Here is a 22,830-nt window from a genome sequence, read left to right as displayed (position 1 = left end):
TTCCTGTTCTTGACCGCCATCTAGAGCGATATCGATACGTTTTTTCGCTCACGGTCAGCTAGCTCGGCTGGAGTACCCGCACAAGAGTCCTCAAAATACTCATGAGAACTGTATAAATCAACAGTGTTTTCGTTCGAGGAGTACTTGACGCTTATGCTGGTGTGATCAGGCGAGAGTCATCCAAGCAGAAATCTCAGAGCGTTGGCAGCGACAGACGCCTTGGGCTTGGCAGAAAAAGCATGTGGATTGGTTTCTTGAGCATCGCCTAAATCCATGCAGCGAGGCGACGCGGTATTACTATCTGCTGACTTTGCGGCTGCTCGCCCGTCGTTTGCAAAAAGCATGGGTGTTCAATCTCTGAGCGAGGTACTGCTCTTGATAGGCACGACTGGAAGCAATCGACCCATAGCTGCTCTTCGTGGAGGACAGCTAACGACTCATATCAGACGCTGAAAAAATAACGGGTTTCGTAAGCGCGACGCGCACTCTGTGGGAGCGGGCGCGCCCGCGAACACCGGCGCAGCCGGTGCCAGGCTCCGCGTTGGATTCTTCGCGGGCGCGCCCGCTCCCACAGGGTACGCGGAGCGCCCAGCATCAGTGCCCTGAAAAGGTCGATTGCAGCCGTTTACTACTGACCGCTATCGACCCAAAGCTGTCTTTCGCGAAAGACAGGAATCGGTCAAAAGCAGTCAGCGGCGGGTAGTAGCTTTCTCCCCAAAGGCGGCTCTAGACATAGAATAAATCTGTTAGCGCCTCACCAATTGCGTTCCATTGAAAGCAAATAAGAATAAGGACTATCTATTATCGTACGCCGTCTCTGATTTGCTAATAAGACCGCTGATGCTGTCAGCGAGATTCCCACTCCAGCAACCAAAGCGATAGAGGTTGGAATACCTGCAAGGATTGCTGTCGAGGTTGGGGCAGCTGAGAAGAATGAAACCTTTAATAACCCGCTAAGGCCTGCATCCCAACGTTGAGCCCGCAGGGACTCTCGGAGACTATGCATCGCTGGCAATACGTTGGCCTGATACTGGTCTGATACGGCTTGTCGCAGCGCCTCGATAGGTACCTCTTTAGGCAAGTCCGCGGTAAGACGTGAGATTTCTCGCCGAAATACAGCCAGCTCTTCCGCGTGGTATTTTTTGAAATTGATAATTTCACCCACCGACAGATGCTCAGGCAAAGAAATTCCTTGCACCATAAGATCAATGAGCAAACTAGGGGCAACATCTGTTGGCAATGAGCGCCTCGATCCAAACGCGTCGAACTGACGGCCAACGCGTCGATGACCAGTAGTGCCAAGCGGTTTTCCCTTGCGCACAGCGATTGCCAATTGATCTGCTGCAGACGACTCGGTCACCAAGCCTAGGCCTAGTCGCTCAGCCAATTGAGAGGCGAGGAGCGTCATGTAGAAATTTGCGAAACCAGGTGCGACGTGAAGCCAACCGTCATCATTAAGCCCACGCTCAAGTTCCGAGCGGATCATGTATGGCAGCTTTTCCGGATGAATATGAGCAAGCTCGCGCAGCTCGTAGGACATCTTCTCGGGATGAATTCTACGAGTCGGGTGTTTGTCTGTATCAAACATTACACCGGCCGAGGCTGGGTCCGTAAGAAATTCGAGAACTTTTTCAGTGAGTTCCTCAACTTCGTCCATATCCGATGAAACACGAACTGGATTGAGTACGCCTTCATCACAAAGGGCACGAGCAAAATCATTCGAGTAAGGTTCACGATGGGAAACGGGGACTATTGTTCGGATGGAGTCCCAGAACAACACCGCACTTCGTAGCCAACGCTCATTTTTTATGTCGATGTATGGGTAGTAAAGCGCTGTTGAAAAGGCTGTGGGCATCAGAGTTCCTCCATGATAATTTTTGATTGACTAGCCGCCGTGCAGCTACATCAGTGTGGCATGGAACTTCCTTCGGCGTGTCCATGGCCGGTTTCTGCCGGTGTTGACCGACCGCTTCGGGTCGTAAGAAGTCATTCACCAGCATCCCCGAGGGACCGCTTTTGGTCGAAAGCAGACATGTGAAAATGGCCGTAATGGGTCGTTTTCGCCGTTCCTCACGTAACGTTTGAAGCGGGTGGGCGTAGCTCTCACTGGACCTCCGCAACTCCCGATTCGATTCCACTAAAAGCCATAACTAGCTGATCTGTTTATAGATACCCTATGAGGTACAATAAAAAATCCACCAAATTCCAGCCCCGCGAAAACCGGGCCCTCACGGCCAACAACCTCCCGTCTGTCTCCCGAAATCGAAGTGAACCCTCGTCTCGTCAAAATGATGATCAAAAACGAGGCCAGCATGAATCTTAAACCTGCCTAATTCTGACCGTAAGTGAGAGTTGGGAAGCGGGCCAAGGGAAATGGGGCAGCCTCACTATTGGAGCCTGCCAACCTCGCACGGCTGGTCGAGCAGTTGCAAGATGAAGGGGCATTGTTGCAATACCAGGAGAACGCTCCTCCTTATCCGCCCCAATTGGACAGCGTCAGCCGCCACTGGAAAGCGCTGCTGCCCTATGTGCAAACAAACGAACAGGATGAAGAGAAGGAGGGGCATGGCGGTCGCCTCGAAAAACTGCGCTACGCCCGCCGATAGCCACTGGAAGACCAGTTTGTAGCCGGCCCACTTCGCCACTCTCGAAGGATATAGCGAGCCCTGGCAAGCAATTCTGCCTACAGACAGTTTGTGGGAGAAAAACCACAAAAAAACCTGCGAAAACAGCGAAAACTCTTACAATCCAAGGCTGGATTTCCTACACATTTTCGCCCCCACTGATACCCAAGAGACAGCCCCGTGATTGACACAGACAGCTCATCCGCGCCATTGGTTGACGTAGTGAAGCTTGCCGCATCCCTTCAGCGGTTCGCAGATGATCGCGACTGGCAGCAGTTCCACTCCCCCAAAAATCTCATCCTGGCTCTCACTGGAGAGGTAGGCGAGCTGTGCGAGATATTCCAATGGATGAGCGATGCCGACTCGATATCCGCCGCAACAGACCCAGAAATCGGCCAAGCCGTCAAAAATGAACTGGCGGACGTACTGATGTACCTGGTTCGCCTGAGCAGCGTACTCGGCATTGATCTCAACGAGGCCGTGACACAGAAACTCGCCTCGAATGGCCAGAAGTACCCCGTAGATAAAGCCAGAAGCAACAGCAAAAAGTACGACCGACTCTGACCAACACGCACCTAAGGACAACCCGTGATCGTTTACGCTGCAACCAAACAGCAATTTCTTAAAGACAACGATAACGATGACATTGAGGAGGTGATCCTCAGGCATTACAAGGAAGCTACCGGCAAGAACGTTGGCTCCTCGGAAATCAGGTCGTGGCAAGGGTCCCTAACGTACATGGCCAAGGTCCTTAGAGATGAGGGCCTCCCGAGCGATGCAGGCCTGGCCATTGAATTGCACATTCCGCAGTCGTCGAAGCGAATCGACTTTCTACTCACCGGTCGCGACGAAAACCAGGCAAAAAAGGCCGTACTGATCGAGCTGAAGCAATGGAGCAAGGCCAACGCCACAACCAAAGACGCCATCGTCAAAACGGCGTTGGGTGGCGGCCTCATTGAGACCATTCATCCGTCCTATCAAGTATGGTCCTATGCAGCGCTGCTGGAAGGCTTCAACGAGGCGGTGTATGACAAAAGCATCGAAATCCGTCCGTGCGCCTACCTCCATAACTACGTCAGCGACGGGGTCATAGATTCAGCCCACTATGAGCCCTACATCAGCAAGGCTCCGCTGTTTCTGAAAGGCCCGGAAGAGCTCAGTAAACTCAGAACCTTTCTGAAAAAGCATATAAGTCATGGCGACAACAAAGAGGTTCTTTACGAGCTGTCCGAAGGAAAAGTTCGCCCATCCAAGGCGCTAGCCGAAGCCCTCGCGGGGTTGATGAAAGGCAAACCCGAGTTCGTATTGATTGACGATCAGAAAGCAATTTTTGAGTCGGCGCTTGCTGCGGCAAGCGAGGCTTCGGACCAAGCACCCAAAGTGATGATCATAGAAGGTGGACCGGGCACCGGAAAAACCGTTCTGGCTATCAATCTGCTGGTGAAGCTCACCGAATTGAAGCTGATGAGCAAATACGTCTCCAAGAATGCCGCCCCTCGCAAGGTCTACGAAAGCAAACTGGTTGGCACCATCAAGCGCAGCCATTTCTCGAATTTCTTTTCAGGCTCTGGGGCATTCATCGACACTGAGCCCAACACATTCGATGCGCTCATCGTGGACGAAGCTCATCGGCTGAATGAGAAAAGCGGGCTTTATGGAAACCTTGGGGAAAACCAGATCAAGGAACTGATTGACTCAGCGAAATGCTCCATTTTCTTTATTGATGAGGACCAACGTGTAACGTTGAGCGATATCGGCAGCAAGCAGGTGATACGCGCCTTTGCAAAAGCCAAGGGTGCTGTAGTTGAAGAACACGTGCTGTCTTCGCAGTTTCGCTGCAGTGGTTCTGACGGTTACCTGGCATGGCTGGATGACACGCTGGGCATTCGCTCGACGGCAAATCCGACGCTTGAGACCCAAGAGTACGAGTTTAAGGTGTTCGACTCACCTCAGGCGATGCATGACGCAATCAACGAGAAAAACCACGGGAACAAAGCTCGTGTGGTCGCGGGCTATTGCTGGCCTTGGTTGAGCAAGAAAGACCCCACCGCTGCTGATATCGTGATTGGTGACTACAAACGCCAATGGAACCTGGATCAGGATGGCAGCCTATGGATCATCGCTGAGAACTCCATTGAGCAGGTTGGCTGCATCCATACCTGCCAAGGCTTGGAAGTCGACTACGTCGGGGTGATCATCGGGCCAGACCTAGTCGTACGTGACGGTAAGGTCGTGACATCCCCAGATGAGCGCGACAAGCATGATAAATCGATTCGCGGCTGGAAAAAAATGATGAAAGAGCAACCTACCCTCGCGAAAAGAGAAACAGACCTGATCATCAAAAATACGTACCGAACCCTGATGACACGCGGGATGAAGGGTTGCTACCTGTACTGCACGGACAAAGAGACTGCGCAGTACTTCGAGAGTCGGCTTAGCCAGCACGGTAATCATTGACGTATCGTTGTCAGGAGCTCCTGTAAGTGCGAGTAGGGACATCGTACGCACAGGGGCGACAATCAACAGCACGACCATTTGCTTGATAGATTTGGACCCAATTCGCTTTTGGGGGCAGCTCACAAAAGCACCGTCCATCGGAATCCAGACCACGCTGCGTTCCAGCTGGTATTCCAAGCAAGTTGACCAATAAATTATTAACTAGAAAAAACAGATAGATACCGACTTGTTTCAAATTACCCCGGCACGTCTTTTTTACACCTGCGATCCAGTAAAAACACAGCCTCTAGCCATTTTTCGGTCTTCTGAGATTTTTTGAGCTCCAGCCATTCGAGTATTCTTGAAACACCGAAGCATCGCCGAGGGTAGATCTCATGCCCGCTCCAGGTCTCCGTTTTTTCGATCGCCAGCTCAAGTCAGTTCTGCAAAAAAGGCACTTAGCGAATCCCGCAAGTGCCTTTTTTGTGCATGAATGGGCTGTTTCAGCTGGGGGGGGCCAGCTTAATGCCAGAAAAACATTCCTATAGACACGTGAAAATCCGATATTCATTGCTGAACATCGGATTTCACTACCCGCCGATGTAGGTCAACGAAACACCTGGCTAAGGATTCTCCGATCAAGTCAGCACAGGCTGCACGACCTGTGCTGAAATGGCCCTTCGTTTAGCCACCCCAAGCAAGCCTTGCCCATGAGTCAGATGAGCTTCTCCGATTTCGAGTACGCCGGTAAGCGCAAGCAGACCCGCCGAGAGCGTTTCCTGGCCGAAATGGAGCAGGTCGTGCCGTGGAGCGGGTTGGTCGCGTTGATCGAGCCGCACTATCCAAAGGCCGGTGGCGGTCGTAAGCCTTATGCATTGGAAACGATGCTGCGCATTCACTTGTTGCAGAACTGGTTTTCGCTGAGCGATCCGGCGATGGAAGAAGCGTTGTACGAGATCACCTCTATGCGCCAGTTTGCTCGGCTGACGCTAAGCGCGCCGATTCCCGAAGACACGACGATCATGAATTTCCGACACCTCCTGGAGAAGCATCAGCTCGCAGCAGGGATTCTGGAAACCATCAACAACTATCTGCAAGACAAAGGCCTGTCACTGCGCCAGGGCACGATTGTCGATGCCACGATCATCCATGCGCCCAGTTCGACCAAGAACAAGGAAGGCAAGCGCGATCCAGAGATGCATCAAACCAAGAAAGGCAACCAGTACTTCTTCGGCATGAAGGCGCATATCGGCGCCGATGTTGAGTCGGGGCTGGTGCATCACGTTCACGGCACTGCCGCGAACGTCGCAGACGTGACGGAAGTCGCGCAACTGCTGCATGGTGAGGAGAATGTCGTCTGTGCGGATGCGGGTTATACAGGTGTCGAGAAACGACCAGAGCATGAAGGGCGGCAGGTGATCTGGCAGATCGCAGCCCGACGCAGCACCTACAAACGCTTGAGCAAACGCAGCGCGCTGTACAAGGCCAGACGCAAGATCGAAAAGGCCAAAGCCCAGGTACGTGCCAAGGTCGAACACCCATTTCGGGTGATCAAGCGCCAATTCGGCTATGTGAAGACCCGCTTCCGTGGGTTGGCCAAGAACACGGCGCAATTGACCACGTTGTTTGCGCTGTCGAATCTGTGGATGGCGCGCCGGCAGTTATTGAGCCCTGCGGGAGAGGTGCGCCTGTAAGGTGCGATAACCAGGGCTGAGCCCTGGCTATCGCAATGATCGGCGGCCGAAATCGAGTCGGCCTGGGTCAAGATGCCGTTCAGTGCTGGTCGCTGAGTAACTTGTTCGGAGTTTCCCTAACCGGCATTAACTCTTATGGCCACCAGGGAGCGTAATGCAAGAGATCGGGTTGATCCTGCAGATTATCTCATTTGTCTTATCGATGATTGAGTCCACAGGTCCTGCGGCCTGCGCTTGCATGCTAGCCATGCCAAGCATGCTGACCAAGGCAAGGAATACTGTTTGTTGTTTGATGTTCATGTCGAGTTCCTGATGGGTTGGTGCGAGGAGTATTCGCCAGGAGAATCTATCAACCCATGACCGGCACGACGGGAAGTTAAACGACAATTCCTAACTTTTCACAGCCGTTCATAACCTCTTCCACGAATTTCACGTGTGTGTTAAGCGATGTCTTTACAAGGACGTACGACAGGTGAGTTCATCGAAAACTCAACATATTTAAAAAGTATTAACACAAGACGAACAATATATTTTAGATGTCAAGCAAGGCCGACTAGCATCGCCCTGCCGCCGCGCCCCTTGCGGGATCGGTGGCCCCTAACAAGAACAATCAAGGAACACACCGATGCTCAAGTCACCGCTGCCTTGGGGCGCGGCGGCAGTCGCTCTGTGCGGCACCGCCTGCCCGGAATTCGCTATGGCCGATTTCCTTGCCGACAGCAAGGCCTCCCTCAAACTTCGCAATTTCTACCTCAACAGCGATTACCGCCAGGACGGTGCCAGTCAGTCCAAGCGCGACGAGTGGGCGCAGGGCTTCCTGCTCGACTACCGCTCCGGCTTCAGCGACGGCCCGCTGGGTTTCGGCGTCGACGCGTTGGGGTTGCTCGGCTTGAAGCTCGACTCTGGCCCACAGCGGCAGAACACCGGCCTGCTGCCGGTGGGTGACGACAAGGCGCCTGACGACTACAGCCAACTGGGCCTCACGGCCAAGGCGCGCTTCTCGAAGAGCACACTGCGTCTAGGCACGCTGATGCCGAAGCTGCCGACGGTGCTACCGAACGATTCGCGGCTGTTGCCGCAGACCTTCCGGGGCGGCCAGCTGACTTCCCGTGAGTTCGACGGGCTGACCCTGGATGCCGGCAGGCTGACCCGCAACAGCCTGCGCAACACCGGTGCCAGCGAAAAGCTGGCAGCGGCCGGCAAGGGCCTTCGCGGCGGCCGGGAGAGCGACCGCTTCGACTTCGCCAGCGCCTCCTACCACTGGAGCAAGACGCTCACCAGCGGTTATCACTACGCCCACTTGGAGCGCAACTATCGCCAACACATCGTCGACCTGCTGCACGTCTGGCCGCTCGGCGAGGGACACAAGCTCAAGACCGACCTACGCTTCGCCCGCTCGACCGACGATGGCGCCAGCAACGTCGACAACGACGCATTCGGCGCCCGTTTCACCTATCAGGCCGGCGCCCATGCCTTCACCGGCGCCTACCAGAAAATGCACGGCAAGACCGGCTTTCCACACCTCGAAGGGACCAACTCTTACCTGGTCAACTACGTGATGATCTCGCCGGACTTCGCCAACCCGGGAGAGCGTTCCTGGCAATTGCGCTACGACTACAACTTCGCCGCCCTGGGGCTGCCCGGGCTGACCCTGATGACCCGCTACCTGCGCGGCGACGGTTACGACGGTCCTGGCGGGCGCGACGGGCGCGAGTGGGAGCGCAATACCGATATCGCCTACACCCTCCAGGGTGGCCCGCTGAAGAACCTCGACTTCAGGCTGCGCAACGGCACCTACCGCAGTGACGGCAGTAACGATATCGACCAGACCCGTTTCATCATCAGCTACACGTTGCCGCTGCTCTAAGTGGCCAAGGAGACCTGTCCGATGCACCTGAACAAGTACCTGAGTCCTCTCACCATCGCCCTCGTCCTGGCCGCCAACTCGCTGTCCCTGCATGCCGCCGATACCGCCGAGGTGGCCTGCCGCAGTACCGCCGAATGTGCCGCGCAGACGGAAAAGATCGGCGCCACCGTCGACCGCTCGGCCCGCGACGGCAAACACCTGCGGGACGACCAGTTCGCCTGGATCAACCGTATCAACAAAGCTTCGATCGTGATGCTCAGCGAGGAAGGCATCGTCAGCCAGCAACAGGGCCAGGAGATCGCCGGCGGTGTGCAGTATGTGCTCGACCAGGCTGGCCGGGCGAACGGCAAGCGGCCCAGCGACCTGCTGCAGATCGAGCGCATCATGATCGACCGGATCGGCCCGCAGGCCTCACTGATCCACTCCGGGCGCAGCCGCCAAGACATGTACGCGACCTATCGCCTGGCAACGCTACGCAGCCAGTTGCTGGCCTATACCGAGGCGATGAACGCCACGCGCGCGCGTCTGCTGGCGCTGGCTCGCGACAACGTCGACACCCTGGTCCCGGCCTACACCAACGGCGTGCAGGCCCAACCGACCACCTACGCTCATTACCTGCTGGCCTACGAGGCCTCCTTCGAGCGCGACGCCCAGCGCATCCGCGAGCTGTACCAGCGGCTCAACCTCAGTCCGATGGGCAGCGCGGTGCTGGTCAACTCGGCCTGGCCGCTGAACCGCAAGCGGCTGGCAGAACTGCTCGGCTTCGACGGGGTACGCGAGAACTCGCTGGACGCCGGACAGGTGTCCAGCTATGACATCCCTATCGAGGCCGCAGGCATCGCCTCGTCGGCGGCGATCCGCCTTGGCGCGATGCTCGGCGACATCCACACCCAGTACCACCAGGTCCGCCCGTGGCTGCTGCTCGACGAAGGCTCCACCTATTCCAGCAGCGCTATGCCACAGAAGCGCAACCCAGGCCTGATCATGCGCGCACGGGAGTCTGCCTCCGACGTCGTCGGCCTGTCCCAGACTGTGACCCTACGCGCGCATAACGTCACCACCGGGATGACCGACTACAAGTTCGCCTTCGGCGAGCTGGAGCTGTTCGGCAACGCTCGAACGATGTTCGTACGTATGCACAAGGTGCTGGATGCACTGACGGTCAATCCGGCACGCGCCCGTGAGGAGTTGGAGGCTGAGTGGACCACATCGATGGAGCTTGCCGACACCCTCGAACGCGAGCACAAGGTACCGTTCCGTATCGGCCACGGCTTCGCCTCCGCCATTGTCGGTGTGGCGCGCCGTGAGGGCTTCACCCCCGCCAACTTTCCCTACGCGCAGGCGCAACAGCTGTTCACCCAGGCAGCCGACAAATTCCAGTGGAAGACCCGCATCCTGCCATTGGACGAGTCAGCGTTCCGCGCCACGCTGTCGCCGCAGAACATGGTCAAGACCCGAGTAGGCATCGGTGGGCCGCAACCGGCGGAGGTCCGGCGCATGCTCGGGGAGGCCGAACAGTCCCTGGCCAGCGACCGCCGCTGGACCCAGGAGCGCCGCGAGCGCCTTAATGCCGCCGAAGCCAAGCTGAACAAGGCCTTCAGCGCCCTGGCCAAGGGCTGACCACGCTAGCGCTTCCCTCCCTCCAGGCCGGGAAGCGCCTGCCCTCGGCGGGTGTCCAGAGCATCGCGTAGCGCCTGTCGGTCGAGCGTCCCGGTCCAGGCCGAGATCGCCACGCAGGCCAGCGTGTTACCAATCACGTTGGTCAGCGAGCGGCACTTCATCAACCGCTCCACACCGAGCAGAATCCCCAGGGTGTCCAGCGGTACAAGGTTCAGCGCCGCCACCGTTGCGGTCAGTGTGAGAAAGGCCGAACCGGCAGCGCTGGTCGAACCGAGCGAGGTCAGCAACGCCACCGCCAACAGCACCAGCCAATCCGACCCGCCGAGCGACACCCCGGCCTGCTGTGCGACGAACACCAGGGCACAGGCCAGGTACAGATTCGAGCCTGCGAGGTTGAAGGTGTAGCCGGTGCTCAGCACCAGACGCACCAGCGGTGGACAACAGCCAGCGCGCTCTAGCTTGGCCACCAGACCCGGTATGGCCGCCACCGACGACCCGGTAGAAGCTACCAGATACAGCTCGCCCCGGACGTAGGTGATCAGTCGTATCAGGGCGACGTCGGAGCAGCGGGCGACGCTCGCCATGACGATTCCGAGGAACAGCAGGCAGGCCAGGTAGACGGTGCCGACGAATTTCAGCAGCGGCCAGGCCGAGCCCGGCCCATAGCGGCCTATGCTGAAGGCCACCGCCCCGAACGCGGCCAGCGGTGCCAGACGCAACAACTGGCGCAGGAGCTTCAGCAGCCATTCGGCCACCCTCTCGAACACCCGGCGCCAGCGCTGGACGACCGCACCGTCTCGACCGAGCAGCAGCCCGCAGAACAACGCCGCGAGCAGGACCGGGAGGATAGGCACATGACCGAAGAGATACAGCAGGCCGCTGGAGAGTGCCGTCGGCAGATCGCCAACGGCTCGCCTCGTCAGGGCCTCGGACAGATCCGCCGCGCCGGGGGCCAGCAGCAGGGTCAGCGCAGCACCGGTAAGCAGCGACAGCAATGTCATGAGTTGGAAGTAGCCAATCACCCGGCCGACCCAGCGGCTCCGTGGGCCAAGGGTGCCAAGCCCGGTGACGGCGCTGGCGACGAGAACGAACATGACCGCCGGCACGGCATGGCCGACCACCATGAGGAAAGTATCGCTGAGCGGTTTCATCCTCACCGCCAGGGCCGGGTCGGCGATGCCCAGGGTCAGGCCGAGGACGATGGCGATCAGAAGCAGAGTGGTGTCGTTGCTGGCAAGCTTGATCAAGATCATTGGCCGTTGCGCTTTTGTTGTTGTGGTCGCGGCGACGTGCCCTATCCTACCCCAGCCGGCACGCCCCTGCCGACACTACGAGACCACCAGGAACGCCCCCGCATGGAACTCCGTCACCTCCGTTACTTCGTCATGGTCGCCCAAGAGCGGCATTTCACCCGAGCCGCCGCCCGCCTGAACATCCAGCAGCCGCCCTTGAGTCAGCAGATCCGCGCGCTCGAAGAAGAACTCGGTTTCGAACTGTTTCGCCGGCACCCCAAGGGCGTGGACCTTACCCCGGGCGGTACCGCCTTCCTCGAAGAGGCGCGAGCCATCCTGGCTCGCGTGCAGAGCGGATCACACCGTGCGGCGCGGGTCGCACAAGGCATAGAAGGCACTCTGGTGATCGGCTTCACTTCGTCCGCCGCCGCGCACCCGCTGATCCCCCGGATCATCCGCACCTACCGTGAACGTTATCCGGCGGTCTCCATCAGTCTCGACGAGGGCAGCGCCAGCCGACTCACCGAGCGGATTCAGAACGGCGACCTCGATATCGCTGTGCTACGCGCACCGGTCACCCGCCCCAAGGGCTTCGAGTACCACCGCCTGCTGCTGGAGGAGCTACTGCTGGTGCTGCCGATCGGCCATCCCGCACTCGCTGGAGCCGACCAGGCCGTCGACCTGCGCACCCTGCGCGACGAGCCATTCATTCTGGTCCGCCGTCCAGGCGCGCCAGGGATGTATGCCAACCTGCTGCGCGCCTGCCAGGCCGCAGGATTCGAACCGCACATCGCCTTCGAGGTGGAGCGCATGCTGACCAACGTCAGCTTGGTGGCCGCTGGCGAGGGAGTATCCGTGGTACCCGCCTCGATGCGCGACATCCATCGCGAAAGCGTGGCCTACCGCCGCATCCTCGGCGCCCGGCCACGCCTGGTTGCACCGCTGACGCTGGCCTGTCGCGCGCTGGAAGGCTCGCCAGCGCGAACCAACTTCATCGGCCTGGCCCGCGAGCTGGCCAAGGCCTATCGGCAGCGTCGCGACATCTGAGTACAGATCGGTCGTTCCCGGCGGGCGGCGCAGACGCCAAGCGCTCCGAAAACGTTGGGATCAGTTGCAGGGCATTGGACTAAAGGAGCGACGAAACTATCTGCGGTGCGATGCAGGGCCATTGCCCCAGGGAGCCCCACAATGGGATGATTCGTAACTGCATCGAATTCTCATCCAAGGCCACGCCGTGTCCCCCACGCTCCTTCTCGCCGAAGACGATCCACGCCTGCGCCAGGATCTGGAACGCCATTTTCAGGGCCGTGGCTTCAGCGTGCACGCCTGCGAAAACGGCACCCAAGCCCTGGACGCGATAGGCAAGTTCGGTTTCGACCTGGTCCTGCTGGACATCATGTTGCCTGGCGTCGACGGCCTCAGCCTGCTGGACGAGCTGCGTCGCCACCAGGCCGTGCCGGTGATGCTGATGTCTGCCCTGGGGGCCGAACAGGATCGTATCAGCGGCTTTACCCGCGGGGCCGACGACTACCTGCCCAAGCCCTTCAGCCTCGCCGAGCTGGACGCCCGGGTCGATGCGCTGCTGCGCCGGGTAGCCCTTGACCAGCGCCAAGCCCAACCGCGCAGCGATCACTCGCTGACCCTCGACCAAGACACCCAGGACGTGACTCACCAAGGCCGCAGCGCAGGCCTCACCGGCTCCGAATACCGTTTGCTGGCGACCCTGCGCGCCCACCCCGGCGAGGCGCTGAGCAAGGCCTTCCTCTATCAGAGCGTCCTGCACCGCGCCTATACCCGCCTGGACCGTGGACTCGATGTGCACGTCTGCAACCTGCGCCGCAAGCTTGCCGCCATCGGCGCCCAGCACCTGCAGATCCAGGCAGTGCGCGGCCAAGGTTACATTCTGGTCGAAACGGAACACAGCTGATGCGTCGTCACCCGCTGCTGTGGAAACTGGCGTTGCTGCAGGTCTGCTTCTGCCTGCTGCTGACCTGGCTGATCTGGACCTGGGGCCTTTCGGTGGAACGCAGCACCTACTTCCTGGACCCTGCCGACCGTCTTTACCTGGCGCGCTACGCCCAGCAGGCCGAGCAAGCCTGGCGCAAGGGCGGGGCCGCCGGCGTCGAATCGTACCGGCGCCAGCTTGAGCGCGAGGAGAACACTTGGGTGGCTGTGATCGGCCCGCGCCTGGAAAGCCTGGGCACCACCCCGCTGGACGCTGAAGAAGCGAGCCACCTGACCTTCATGCGTAAGCTCGATTGGCCTATGAGTCGGCGCCTCCAGGACCAACTGCCCTACGTCAGCATCGAGTTTCCCGAACACCCCGAGGACGGCCGCCTGGTCCTCCAACTGCCCGAGCGCTTGCTGCCCACCGGCCTGACGCCTTGGACACACGTGGTCACCCACGGCGTGGCGCCGGCCCTGCTCGCCTTGCTGCTCGGTTTGCTCCTGTACCGCCACCTGATGGTGCCGCTCAATCGCCTGCGCGACCGCGCCGACGCCTTGCGTGCAGATGATCTGGACAGCCCCGGACTGCCACTGCAAGAGCGCCGCGACGAACTGGGCGAACTGGCCCAGGCCTTCGAGCACATGGCCGGACGTCTGCGCCAGAGCCTGGAACAGCAGCGCCTGCTGCTGCGCACACTGTCCCATGAGTTGCGCACGCCCCTGGCACGCCTACGCATCGCCCACGACAGTAACCTGCCGCCAGAGCAGTTGCGCGAGCGCCTGGATCGTGAAGTGGACGACATGCAGCGGCTGCTGGAAGACACCCTCGACCTGGCCTGGATGGACACCGAGCACCCGCAACTGCCCACCGAACCCGTGCTGGTGCTCTCGGTGTGGGAAGCGCTGTGCGAAGACACCTGCTTCGAAAGCGGCTGGGAGCGAGCCCGCCTGCCCTGCTCCCTGGGCACCGACTGTCGCGTGCAGGCACACTTGGACAGCCTGGCCCAGGCCCTCGAAAACCTGCTGCGCAACGCCATCCGTCATTCGCCGGCGAATGGCCAGGTCAGCCTCGATGGCTGGCGCGACGGCGCGTACTGGCACCTGCGCCTGCGTGACCATGGCCCAGGCGTAGGTGAAGCCGACCTGGAGCGTATCTTCAAGCCCTACCAACGCCTGGCAGGCAGCGGCTCTGGCTTCGGCCTGGGCCTGGCCATCGCCCGCCGCGCCGTCGAACTGCAAGGTGGGCGGCTGTGGGCGAGCAATGCTCACCCAGGCCTTTGCTTGCATCTGCTACTGCCGGCAGCGGAGGAATGTTTAGAAAGTTAATGCGCTTTACTCTCAATTAGGAGTAATTATCATCCTTGATCTCTCGCATTCAGCTCGACGTTCCGGAGATCGAAGATGTCGCCCCGTCCACTTCCCCTTGCCCCCTTCCTGCTGCTGTCCAGCTGCCTGCTGGCCAATGCCGTGCAAGCCGCCAGCCAGACGCAGCCTATCGAGCTGGAAAGCCAGACCGTGGTGGCCACCGCTCTGGAAGAGACCAAGCAGGCCCCGGGCGTATCCGTCATCACTGCCGAGGACATCAAGAAACGTCCACCGGCCAATGATCTGTCGCAGATCATTCGCACCATGCCGGGCGTCAACCTGACCGGTAACTCCACCAGTGGCCAGCGCGGCAACAATCGACAAATCGATATCCGTGGCATGGGCCCGGAAAACACCCTGATCCTGGTCGACGGCAAGCCGGTCAGCAGCCGCAGCTCGGTGCGCTACGGCTGGCGCGGCGAGCGCGACTCACGTGGCGACACCAACTGGGTGCCGGCTGACCAAGTCGAGCGCATCGAGGTGATCCGTGGCCCGGCGGCGGCGCGCTATGGCTCCGGGGCCATGGGCGGAGTCGTGAACATCATCACCAAACAAGCGGGCGAGCAAACCCACGGCAATGTCACGGTCTACCAGAACTTTCCCCAGCACGGTGACGAAGGCGCCACCAAGCGCATGAGCTTCGGTCTCAATGGCCCGCTCACCGACACCCTCAGTTACCGGCTATACGGCAATGTGGCCAAGACCGATGCGGATGACTGGGACATCAATGCCGGCCACGAATCCGAACGTACCGGCAACCAAGCCGGCACCCTGCCCGCTGGCCGCGAGGGTGTACGCAACAAAGACATCAACGGCCAACTGAGCTGGCGCCTGAGCCCAGAACAAACACTGGAGCTCGAAGCGGGCTTCAGCCGCCAGGGCAACATCTACACCGGCGATACCCAGAACACCAACTCCAACGCCAACGTGAAGAGCATGCTCGGTCACGAGACCAACATCATGTACCGCGAGAACTACGCGATCACTCACCGCGGCGACTGGGACTTCGGCAGTACCATGGCCTACCTGCAATACGAAAAGACCCGCAACAGCCGCATCAATGAAGGCCTGGCCGGCGGCACCGAAGGTATTTTCAGCAGTACCGACTTCTACACCTCGACCCTGCGCGACCTCACCGCCCACGGCGAGGTCAATCTGCCGATGCACGCCTGGCGCGACCAGACCCTGACCCTGGGTGCCGAGTGGAGCCAGCAAAAGCTCGACGACCCCAGCGCCAACACCCAGACCACCAGCGAGGGTGGCGCCGTCGGCGGCTTGGACAGCACTGGCCGCGACACCACCTCGCAAGCACAGATCTTCTCGCTGTTCGCCGAAGACAACATTGAGCTGATGCCCGGCACCATGCTCACCCCGGCCTTGCGCTTCGATCACCACAGCATCGTCGGCGACAACTGGAGCCCATCGCTGAACCTGTCCCACGCGCTGACCGACACCGTCACTCTGAAGGCCGGTATCGCCCGCGCCTACAAGGCGCCGAACCTGTACCAACTGAACCCCGACTACCTGCTCTATAGCCGCGGCCAAGGCTGCTACGGACAAAGCACCAGTTGCTATCTGCAGGGCAATGAAAACCTCAAGGCCGAGACCAGCGTCAACAAAGAGTTAGGCATCGAGTACCAGGACAACGGCTGGGTCGCTGGCCTGACCTACTTCCGCAACGACTACAAAAATAAGATCGACTCCGGCTTGAGCCCAGTGGGCAATGCCAGTGGCGGCACCGGCGAGTATGCTGACGCCTCGATCTACCAGTGGGAGAACATTCCCAAGGCGCTGGTCGAAGGCCTGGAAGGTACCTTGACCATTCCACTGGCCGAACAGCTGAGCTGGAGCAACAACTTCACCTACATGCTGCAGTCGAAGAACAAGGAAACCGGCGAAACGCTCTCGGTAACGCCTGAGTACACGCTCAATTCGATGCTTGACTGGCAAGCCAGCGACGATCTCTCGCTGCAGCTGAACGTCGCCTGGTACGGCAAGCAGAAACCGAAGAAATACGACTACCACGGCGACCGCGTGACAGGTAGCGCCAATGACCAACTGTCACCCTATGCCCTGGTTGGTCTCAGCGGTACCTACGCCATCAGCAAGAACCTGAGCCTGACCACCGGGGTAGAGAACCTCTTCGACAAGCGTCTCTACCGGGCCGGTAACGCTCAAGGCGTGAACGGTATTGCCGGGGCCGGCGCGGCCACCTACAACGAACCCGGCCGCACCCTCTACACCAGCCTGACCGCCTCCTTCTGATGGCCAGCCGCTTCGTGCATGACGAGGCGGCTGCTGCTTGCAGAGGACATAACGAGAACGCCTGATGAACAACACCACCTTGTCCCTAGCCCTGGCCCTGACGCTGGTCGCACCGGCCGGCGTGGCATTGGCGCAGCCGCGAGCGGAGCAGAAGATGGACACCCGTCTACTGCAACGCCAGGACCTCTCCTATCGCTTCACCAGCCTGCGACTGGACTCTGCCGACGGCAAACGTCACTACCAACTGTGGGTCGGCAAGCCCGACCGCCCAGCGCCTGCCACTGGCTACCCGGTGCTGTGGATGCTCGACGGCAACGCCGCGCTGGGCGCCCTCGATCCGTCACAACTGAACCGACTAGCCGCCGGTCAGGCGCCACTGCTGGTCGCCGTGGGCTACCAGACCGAGCAGCGCATCGAGCGTAGCGCCCGTACCTACGACTACACCCCGCCATTGCCCATCCAAGGCGAGCAACTCGACCCACTGACCGGTCACCCCAGCGGCGGCGTGGACGCCTTCCTCGATCTGCTGACCCAGCGTATGCGTCCGATGATCGCCACCATCGCCCCCATCGACCTCAACCGCCAGACAATCTGGGGCCACTCCTACGGCGGCCTTGCCGTGCTCCATGCACTGTTCACCCGCCCCGACGAATTCAGTGACTATGCTGCCGCCAGTCCCTCACTGTGGTGGCACGACGGCGCCATCGTCCGCGAAGCTGCAGGCTTGCAGCAACGCCTGGGCGACAGCCGCCCGCGCCTACTGTTGATGCGCGGTGGTGACGAACCGTCCCACCCGCGCGGCCCAAGCAAGGGCAACGCGGAGCGACCAGCCCGTGAGCTGAGCACTGACCTGGCGAAAGTGCCAGGCCTTCAGGTCAGCTACGAACACTTCGACGGCCTCGGCCATGGGCCTATGCTGCCGGCATCACTGGGCCGGGTGATCGAGCGGATGTCCAAGTGATCGCCCCCCGGGCTTGCCGATCACAAGCACCTCGGCCACCTACCCCAATGATTGCGCCTGCACCGGCCGCGCATGGCTGCGCGCAGTCACAATCCCGATGAACGAAATGACAATCGCCAGGCTCAACGTCGCCGTCACCTCGGCACGATGCTCTGGCGTATACATCATCACCCCGAGCGCGCAGCCGATGAAGATGATCACTGCCCAGGTCAGCCAGGGGAACAGCCACATGCGGCACTGTAGCTCGACGCTCTCCCGCTCCAGCCTGCGCCGCATGCGCAGTTGCGAGATGGCGATCACCAGGTAGACCAGCAGGGCAATGGCGCCGGAGCTGGCGAGCAGGAATTCGAACACGCCCTTGGGTGCGAAGAAGAAGTTGAGGATGGCGATGGCGGCACCGATCAGGGTGCTGCCAATCACTGCCGCCCGCGGCACGCCGACCTTGGACGTCTTGTTCAGCATCGCCGGCGCTTCACCACGCTTGGCCAGCGAGTACAGCATGCGCGAGGCGATGTAGATCGAGGAGTTCATGCAACTGGCCACGGCGATCAGCACGACCAGATCGACCATGAATGCGGCATAGGGAATGTTCATCAGTTCCAAGGCACGCTGATAGGAACCGACCACTGCCAACTGCGGATCATTCCATGGCACCACGGAGATGATCACGAAGATCGACAGAATGTAGAAGGTGCTGATCCGCCAGATCACCGAGCGGGTGGCCCTGGCGATGTTGCGGGCCGGGTTGCTGGATTCGGCGGCCGCGATGGTCACCGCCTCGGTGCCGATGAAGCTGAACATCACGGTGATGAACGCCCCGACCACGGCGGCCGCGCCTTTCGGTGCGAAGCCGCCGTACTGATCCATCAAACTGCTGAGGCCGCTCACCTGACGATCAGGCAACCACCCCATCAAAGCGCTGAAGCCCAGGGCGATGAACGCCATGATCGCGGCGACCTTGAGGATCGCGAACCAGAACTCGAACTCACCGTACTTGGCCACGCTGAACAGGTTGGTGGCGGAGAGAAGAACGACGGAAAGCAGGGCGAAGAACCAACTGCCGATCTCAGGAAACCAGTTGTGCAACACATGGCCTGCGGCCAGGGCCTCGATGGGAATGACCAACACCCAGAACCACCAGTACAGCCAGCCGATGGTAAAGCCGGCCCAACGGCCGATGGCCTGGTCGGCATAGGTGGAAAACGACCCGGTATCAGGCCTGGCGACTGCCATTTCGCCGAGCATGCGCATGACCAGGACGACCAAGGTCCCGGCGACCAGGTAAGCGAGGATGGTTGCAGGCCCGGCAGCCGCGATCGCGTGCCCGGAGCCTACGAATAGTCCCGCGCCGATGATGCCGGCAATCGACAGCATCGTGACGTGACGTGGTTTGAAACCTTGCGCGAGGTTACTACCATCGGATCCCACGGTGTTCATTGATCTTGTTCTCTTTTTGCTGACACAAGGAAAGGACGGGCAGGCGTAGGCGGAAGGCCCCCTCATGGAAGGACAGATGATGAACACGTCACTCGCGTGGTGGTGTTGGGCTTTTCACGCTTTCAGAGCAACGCATAGGCTGGAGTCGCGGACCACTTTAAGCTGGGTGCGCGAGCGGCAAATTATTTGAAAACGCCACGCAGGTGTTCGATCACGACACCGCGTTCTATAGAGGCATGCTATCAATTTGCCTGACTTGAGCGCTGTGGGGGCCCCTCAGCGCCCACCCTGCGCCGCAGGCAGCGCCCGATCCACCAGCACCTGCAAACGCTGCTGCGAGCAGCGCTCGACCCGTGCCTGGACGCCATACACCTCGGCCAGCAAGGCTGGCGTCAGGATCTCGCTGGGCGTGCCACAGGCCACCACTTGTCCCTGGCGTAGCATCACCAGCCAGTCGGCTTGGCTGGCGGCCAGGTTGATATCGTGCAGCACTGCCAACGCCAGCAGCCGGTGCACCTGCACCCGCTCGCGGACGGCCGCCATTACCCGCAACTGGTAATGCAGGTCCAGGGCACTGGTGGGTTCGTCGAGCAGCAACACCTGCGGTTGGCGCGCCAGCAACTGGGCCAGGGCCACCAGTTGCCGCTGGCCGCCGGACAGGCGATCCAGCGACTGCTCGGCCAGATGTTCGATGCCCAGCCGCGCCAAGGCCTCATAGGCGGTGGCCAGCAGGTTGTCGGTACCGCTGACCCGTAGCGCCGCGACAATGCTTTCCAACACCCCCAAGGCGATACCCGGCGGCAGTTGCTGGGGCATGTAGGCCAGCCGCCGCGAGCGCTCGGCCAGTGGCAAGCCGGTGACCTCCTCGCCATCGAGCCGCAACGAGCCTTTCATCCGCTCCAGCCCGGCCAGGGCGCGCAACAGGGTGGACTTGCCCGCGCCGTTGGGCCCGACCAACGCCACCAGGCTGCCGGCCGGCAGTTCGGGTAGGCTCAGGCCGTGGATAATGGAGCGCTGCCCATAGGCCACTGACAGGTCATTGATGCTCAGGCTCACAGGTTTCTTCCTCGACGAAACACCAGCATGACGAACACAGGCACGCCGACCAGCGCCGTGACGATCCCCACCGGCACGATCACTCCAGGCAGGATCAGCTTGCTGGCGATGGATGACAGCGACAGCAGCACGGCGCCGACCAGCGCACTGGCCGGCAGCAGGAAGCGCTGGTCCTCCCCCACCAGCAGGCGGGCGATATGCGGGCCGACCAGGCCGATGAAACCGATGGTGCCAACGAAGGCCACGGCAGTGGCCGACAGCAGGCTGATGCGCAATAGCGAAGCAAAGCGCAGGCGCCGCACATCGACCCCGAAACTGCGTGCCCGATCCTCCCCCATGCGCAGCAGGGTCATGGCCGGGGCGGCACGCAGGGAGAACGGCAGCAACAGCGCCAGCACCAAGGCCAGGATCGCCAGTTTTTCCCAATTGGCCCTGGCCAGGCTGCCGAGGGTCCAGAATACCAGTTGCTGCAGCACATCCTCGGTGGCCAGCAGCTGCAACAACGACACCAGGGCATTGCAACTGAATACCAAGGCGATGCCAAACAGAACCAGGCTCTCGACCCCGGCGCCACGCACCCGGGCCATCGCCTGCAGCAACAGCACCGACAAGCAGGCGAAGATGAATGCCATCAGCGTGACCTGCACGCTGGGCGCTAACCAGGCGACGCCCAGCGGATAGGCGATGGCCAGCGAGGCGCCCAAAGCTGCCGCCGAGGACACACCGAGGGTAAAGGGGCTGGCCAACGGATTGTCGAGAATGACCTGCATCTCGGCACCGGCCAGCGACAACGCCGCCCCCACCAGTACGGCCATCAGCGCATAGGGCAAACGCACGTTCCAGATGATCACCCGCTCGGTGGCGCTCAAGGCCGAAGGTTCGAAGACCCCGCCCAGCAAGCGGCCCAGGCTCATCCCCGAAGCACCGCTGGCCAGGTCGCCCAACACCGAGGCCAGCAGCACGGCAGCCAGGGCCACCACCAACAGGCTGCGCCGCCGCAACAGACGCCGGTAGCCCTGAGCGGCCAGCACAGCGCCTTCCTGTACAAGAACGGTCATGGCTGTGCCTGGGCGTCGACCCAGTAGTGCCCATCCAGGCCGATGTGCAGCATCTGGTTGATCTCGGCCATCGTCGCCTGAGGATCGATATCGCCGAAGCGCTCGGGATGAATCCAGCGGGCCATGGCTTCGATGGCCAGGATGTTGAACGGCGAATTGTAGAAGTCATGCCAAAGGCCGTGCGCCTGGCCGGCCTGGATCGGCCTAAGGGGTGCGAACTCGGGACGTGCGACGATGCGAGCCAGGCTTGCACGGGCCACGTCGGCCGTCACCCCTGCCCCCAGCAACACCCCGGGCGAACGGTTGCCGGTAGCGATGTAAACGTCCGGATCAGATTCGAGCACGTACTCGACGCTGACGTCACCGAGGGCGCCGGGCACCACATCGGCAGCAATGTTGTGTCCGCCCACCGCCTCAACGACGCTGCCCAGCCCGCTCTTGCCGGTGGTATGGCCGGGTGCCTGCCAGACGCCCGGCAGCAGTTCGAGGAATACCTTGGGCCGCTCGTTCGGTTTAAGCGCGCTGACCCGTCCGGTCACCCGGGCCAGATGCTGGTCATAGAAGTCCAGGTACTGCCTCGCCTCGTCCTCACGACCGAGCAAGTGGCCCAGCGCTTCAAGGCTAACCCGGGTGTTGCGGATCGGGTGCACGCGGAAGTCGATGAACAACACCGGCACGCCAGCCTTCTCCAGCAGGTCGGCCACCGGGCTGTGCTGAGTCGGACCTTCCCCGGCGATGCTAAACACCGCGAGGTCGGGCTTGAGGGCCAAGATCTGTTCGGCGCTGACGCTCTGCTCGGAGGCCTGGCCGATCAGTGGCAGCTGGGTGATCTGCGGGTAGTTTTCGGCGTACACCTGGTAAGTGTGCGGGTCGAGCAGGCGCATGTCGTTCTGCCAGCCGACCACACGCTTGAACGGCGCGTCGCGATCCAGAAGGGCCAGGGCGAAGAACAACCGTCCTTCGCCAAGAACGATGCGCTGCGGCGTGCCCGGCACCTCGACCTGGCGCCCCAGGACATCGGTGACCTGGAGGGCACTGGCAGAGGGCGCCAGGCCCAGCCATGCAGCGAACACGATCAGCACAGGCAGCAGGCGCCGCCAGAAGAATGGAATGGGCACGGCGGGTTCTCCGGGTGTCAGTAAAGACAATCAGTCGCATTTGTAGCCCGGAATTCTATAGACCCGTGCCCCACGCCCTAGGTCGCAAATGTATTGGTCTGCGTGCCGATAGTCAGCCAACACATTCCATTACATCTGTCCTGGCCAACC

At 60.7% G+C, this 22,830-nt stretch carries 18 protein-coding genes and 1 pseudogene; 12 read left to right on the top strand and 7 right to left on the bottom strand.

What is annotated here, in order from left to right; genetic code table 11:
* Nucleotides 1-166: 166 nt before the first annotated feature.
* Nucleotides 167-361: pseudogene (locus tag ACYU03_RS03795) on the top strand (hypothetical protein); the annotation flags it as partial.
* A 393-nt stretch (nucleotides 362-754) separates the two neighbouring features.
* On the opposite strand, the gene ACYU03_RS03790 reads toward ACYU03_RS03795, so the two are convergent.
* Nucleotides 755-1,855 (bottom strand): hypothetical protein, encoded by a 1,101-nt coding sequence (locus tag ACYU03_RS03790; RefSeq protein WP_461888177.1) that lies wholly within the window; start codon nucleotides 1,853-1,855, stop codon nucleotides 755-757.
* 535 nt (nucleotides 1,856-2,390) lie between these two features.
* On the opposite strand from ACYU03_RS03790, the gene ACYU03_RS03785 reads away from it, so the two are divergent.
* The 4 genes from ACYU03_RS03785 (at nucleotide 2,391) to ACYU03_RS03770 (ending at nucleotide 6,754) form a co-directional block, all read left to right on the top strand.
* A complete protein-coding gene (locus tag ACYU03_RS03785) occupies nucleotides 2,391-2,606 on the top strand; it encodes a hypothetical protein (protein ID WP_461888176.1) in 216 nt (71 codons plus the stop codon).
* A gap of 198 nt (nucleotides 2,607-2,804) precedes the next feature.
* Nucleotides 2,805-3,188, top strand: coding sequence for a nucleotide pyrophosphohydrolase (locus tag ACYU03_RS03780; RefSeq protein WP_461888175.1), 384 nt, complete (start codon nucleotides 2,805-2,807; stop codon nucleotides 3,186-3,188).
* A 24-nt stretch (nucleotides 3,189-3,212) separates the two neighbouring features.
* Nucleotides 3,213-5,081 (top strand): DNA/RNA helicase domain-containing protein, encoded by a 1,869-nt coding sequence (locus ACYU03_RS03775; RefSeq protein WP_461888174.1) that lies wholly within the window; start codon nucleotides 3,213-3,215, stop codon nucleotides 5,079-5,081.
* 689 nt (nucleotides 5,082-5,770) lie between these two features.
* The gene (locus tag ACYU03_RS03770; RefSeq protein ID WP_461887441.1) at nucleotides 5,771-6,754 is read left to right on the top strand and encodes an IS5 family transposase; all 984 of its coding nucleotides are present in this window, start codon (nucleotides 5,771-5,773) and stop codon (nucleotides 6,752-6,754) included.
* Nucleotides 6,755-6,880: 126 nt separating this feature from the next.
* Here the strand turns inward: ACYU03_RS03770 and ACYU03_RS03765 are convergent, their stop codons facing one another.
* On the bottom strand, nucleotides 6,881-7,054 hold the full coding sequence (locus ACYU03_RS03765; RefSeq protein ID WP_461888173.1) for a hypothetical protein: 174 nt from the start codon (nucleotides 7,052-7,054) through the stop codon (nucleotides 6,881-6,883).
* A gap of 325 nt (nucleotides 7,055-7,379) precedes the next feature.
* On the opposite strand from ACYU03_RS03765, the gene ACYU03_RS03760 reads away from it, so the two are divergent.
* The gene (locus ACYU03_RS03760) at nucleotides 7,380-8,621 is read left to right on the top strand and encodes an OprD family porin (RefSeq protein WP_461888172.1); all 1,242 of its coding nucleotides are present in this window, start codon (nucleotides 7,380-7,382) and stop codon (nucleotides 8,619-8,621) included.
* Between the two features lie 21 nt (nucleotides 8,622-8,642).
* Nucleotides 8,643-10,241, top strand: a complete 1,599-nt coding sequence (locus ACYU03_RS03755) for an argininosuccinate lyase (RefSeq protein ID WP_461888171.1) — start codon at nucleotides 8,643-8,645, stop codon at nucleotides 10,239-10,241.
* Nucleotides 10,242-10,246: 5 nt separating this feature from the next.
* On the opposite strand, the gene ACYU03_RS03750 is transcribed toward ACYU03_RS03755, so the two are convergent.
* The gene (locus ACYU03_RS03750; protein ID WP_461888170.1) at nucleotides 10,247-11,494 is read right to left on the bottom strand and encodes a cation:dicarboxylate symporter family transporter; all 1,248 of its coding nucleotides are present in this window, start codon (nucleotides 11,492-11,494) and stop codon (nucleotides 10,247-10,249) included.
* Nucleotides 11,495-11,596: 102 nt separating this feature from the next.
* Here ACYU03_RS03750 and ACYU03_RS03745 point away from each other — a divergent pair, with 102 nt between their 5' ends.
* From ACYU03_RS03745 to ACYU03_RS03725, 5 genes are all read left to right on the top strand, one after another.
* Nucleotides 11,597-12,520, top strand: coding sequence for a LysR substrate-binding domain-containing protein (locus ACYU03_RS03745; protein WP_461888169.1), 924 nt, complete (start codon nucleotides 11,597-11,599; stop codon nucleotides 12,518-12,520).
* 187 nt (nucleotides 12,521-12,707) lie between these two features.
* Nucleotides 12,708-13,400, top strand: coding sequence for a response regulator transcription factor (locus ACYU03_RS03740; RefSeq protein ID WP_461888168.1), 693 nt, complete (start codon nucleotides 12,708-12,710; stop codon nucleotides 13,398-13,400).
* Complete coding sequence (locus ACYU03_RS03735) at nucleotides 13,400-14,746, top strand: HAMP domain-containing sensor histidine kinase (RefSeq protein WP_461888167.1); 1,347 nt, start codon at nucleotides 13,400-13,402, stop codon at nucleotides 14,744-14,746. The genes ACYU03_RS03740 and ACYU03_RS03735 overlap by 1 nt, the downstream gene beginning before the upstream one ends.
* Nucleotides 14,747-14,821: 75 nt before the next feature.
* On the top strand, nucleotides 14,822-17,050 hold the full coding sequence (locus tag ACYU03_RS03730; protein ID WP_461888166.1) for a TonB-dependent siderophore receptor: 2,229 nt from the start codon (nucleotides 14,822-14,824) through the stop codon (nucleotides 17,048-17,050).
* Nucleotides 17,051-17,114: 64 nt separating this feature from the next.
* Nucleotides 17,115-18,011 (top strand): alpha/beta hydrolase, encoded by an 897-nt coding sequence (locus ACYU03_RS03725; RefSeq protein WP_461888165.1) that lies wholly within the window; start codon nucleotides 17,115-17,117, stop codon nucleotides 18,009-18,011.
* A gap of 39 nt (nucleotides 18,012-18,050) precedes the next feature.
* Here the strand turns inward: ACYU03_RS03725 and ACYU03_RS03720 are convergent, their stop codons facing one another.
* The 4 genes from ACYU03_RS03720 to ACYU03_RS03705 form a co-directional block, all read right to left on the bottom strand.
* Complete coding sequence (locus ACYU03_RS03720) at nucleotides 18,051-19,448, bottom strand: amino acid permease (protein ID WP_461888164.1); 1,398 nt, start codon at nucleotides 19,446-19,448, stop codon at nucleotides 18,051-18,053.
* 276 nt (nucleotides 19,449-19,724) lie between these two features.
* Entirely contained in the window at nucleotides 19,725-20,504 is a 780-nt protein-coding gene (locus ACYU03_RS03715; protein WP_461888163.1) for an ABC transporter ATP-binding protein, read from the bottom strand.
* A complete protein-coding gene (locus tag ACYU03_RS03710; RefSeq protein WP_461888162.1) occupies nucleotides 20,501-21,562 on the bottom strand; it encodes a FecCD family ABC transporter permease in 1,062 nt (353 codons plus the stop codon). Before ACYU03_RS03710 ends, ACYU03_RS03715 begins: the two co-directional genes overlap by 4 nt.
* On the bottom strand, nucleotides 21,559-22,680 hold the full coding sequence (locus tag ACYU03_RS03705; protein WP_461888161.1) for an ABC transporter substrate-binding protein: 1,122 nt from the start codon (nucleotides 22,678-22,680) through the stop codon (nucleotides 21,559-21,561). Before ACYU03_RS03705 ends, ACYU03_RS03710 begins: the two co-directional genes overlap by 4 nt.
* Nucleotides 22,681-22,830 lie beyond the last annotated feature (150 nt).

The organism is Pseudomonas sp. X10, from assembly GCF_054889225.1.
This window is presented reverse-complemented; position numbering and strand designations above follow the sequence as displayed.

Coding starts and splice junctions, on each gene's coding strand:
- ACYU03_RS03755 (WP_461888171.1), top strand. CDS start 8,643: ATGCACCTGAACAAGTACCTGAGTCCTCTCACCATCGCCCTCGTCCTG.
- ACYU03_RS03760 (WP_461888172.1), top strand. CDS start 7,380: ATGCTCAAGTCACCGCTGCCTTGGGGCGCGGCGGCAGTCGCTCTGTGC.
- ACYU03_RS03750 (WP_461888170.1), bottom strand. CDS start 11,494: ATGATCTTGATCAAGCTTGCCAGCAACGACACCACTCTGCTTCTGATC.
- ACYU03_RS03720 (WP_461888164.1), bottom strand. CDS start 19,448: ATGAACACCGTGGGATCCGATGGTAGTAACCTCGCGCAAGGTTTCAAA.
- ACYU03_RS03730 (WP_461888166.1), top strand. CDS start 14,822: ATGTCGCCCCGTCCACTTCCCCTTGCCCCCTTCCTGCTGCTGTCCAGC.
- ACYU03_RS03725 (WP_461888165.1), top strand. CDS start 17,115: ATGAACAACACCACCTTGTCCCTAGCCCTGGCCCTGACGCTGGTCGCA.
- ACYU03_RS03770 (WP_461887441.1), top strand. CDS start 5,771: ATGAGTCAGATGAGCTTCTCCGATTTCGAGTACGCCGGTAAGCGCAAG.
- ACYU03_RS03735 (WP_461888167.1), top strand. CDS start 13,400: ATGCGTCGTCACCCGCTGCTGTGGAAACTGGCGTTGCTGCAGGTCTGC.
- ACYU03_RS03745 (WP_461888169.1), top strand. CDS start 11,597: ATGGAACTCCGTCACCTCCGTTACTTCGTCATGGTCGCCCAAGAGCGG.
- ACYU03_RS03710 (WP_461888162.1), bottom strand. CDS start 21,562: ATGACCGTTCTTGTACAGGAAGGCGCTGTGCTGGCCGCTCAGGGCTAC.
- ACYU03_RS03765 (WP_461888173.1), bottom strand. CDS start 7,054: ATGAACATCAAACAACAAACAGTATTCCTTGCCTTGGTCAGCATGCTT.
- ACYU03_RS03790 (WP_461888177.1), bottom strand. CDS start 1,855: ATGCCCACAGCCTTTTCAACAGCGCTTTACTACCCATACATCGACATA.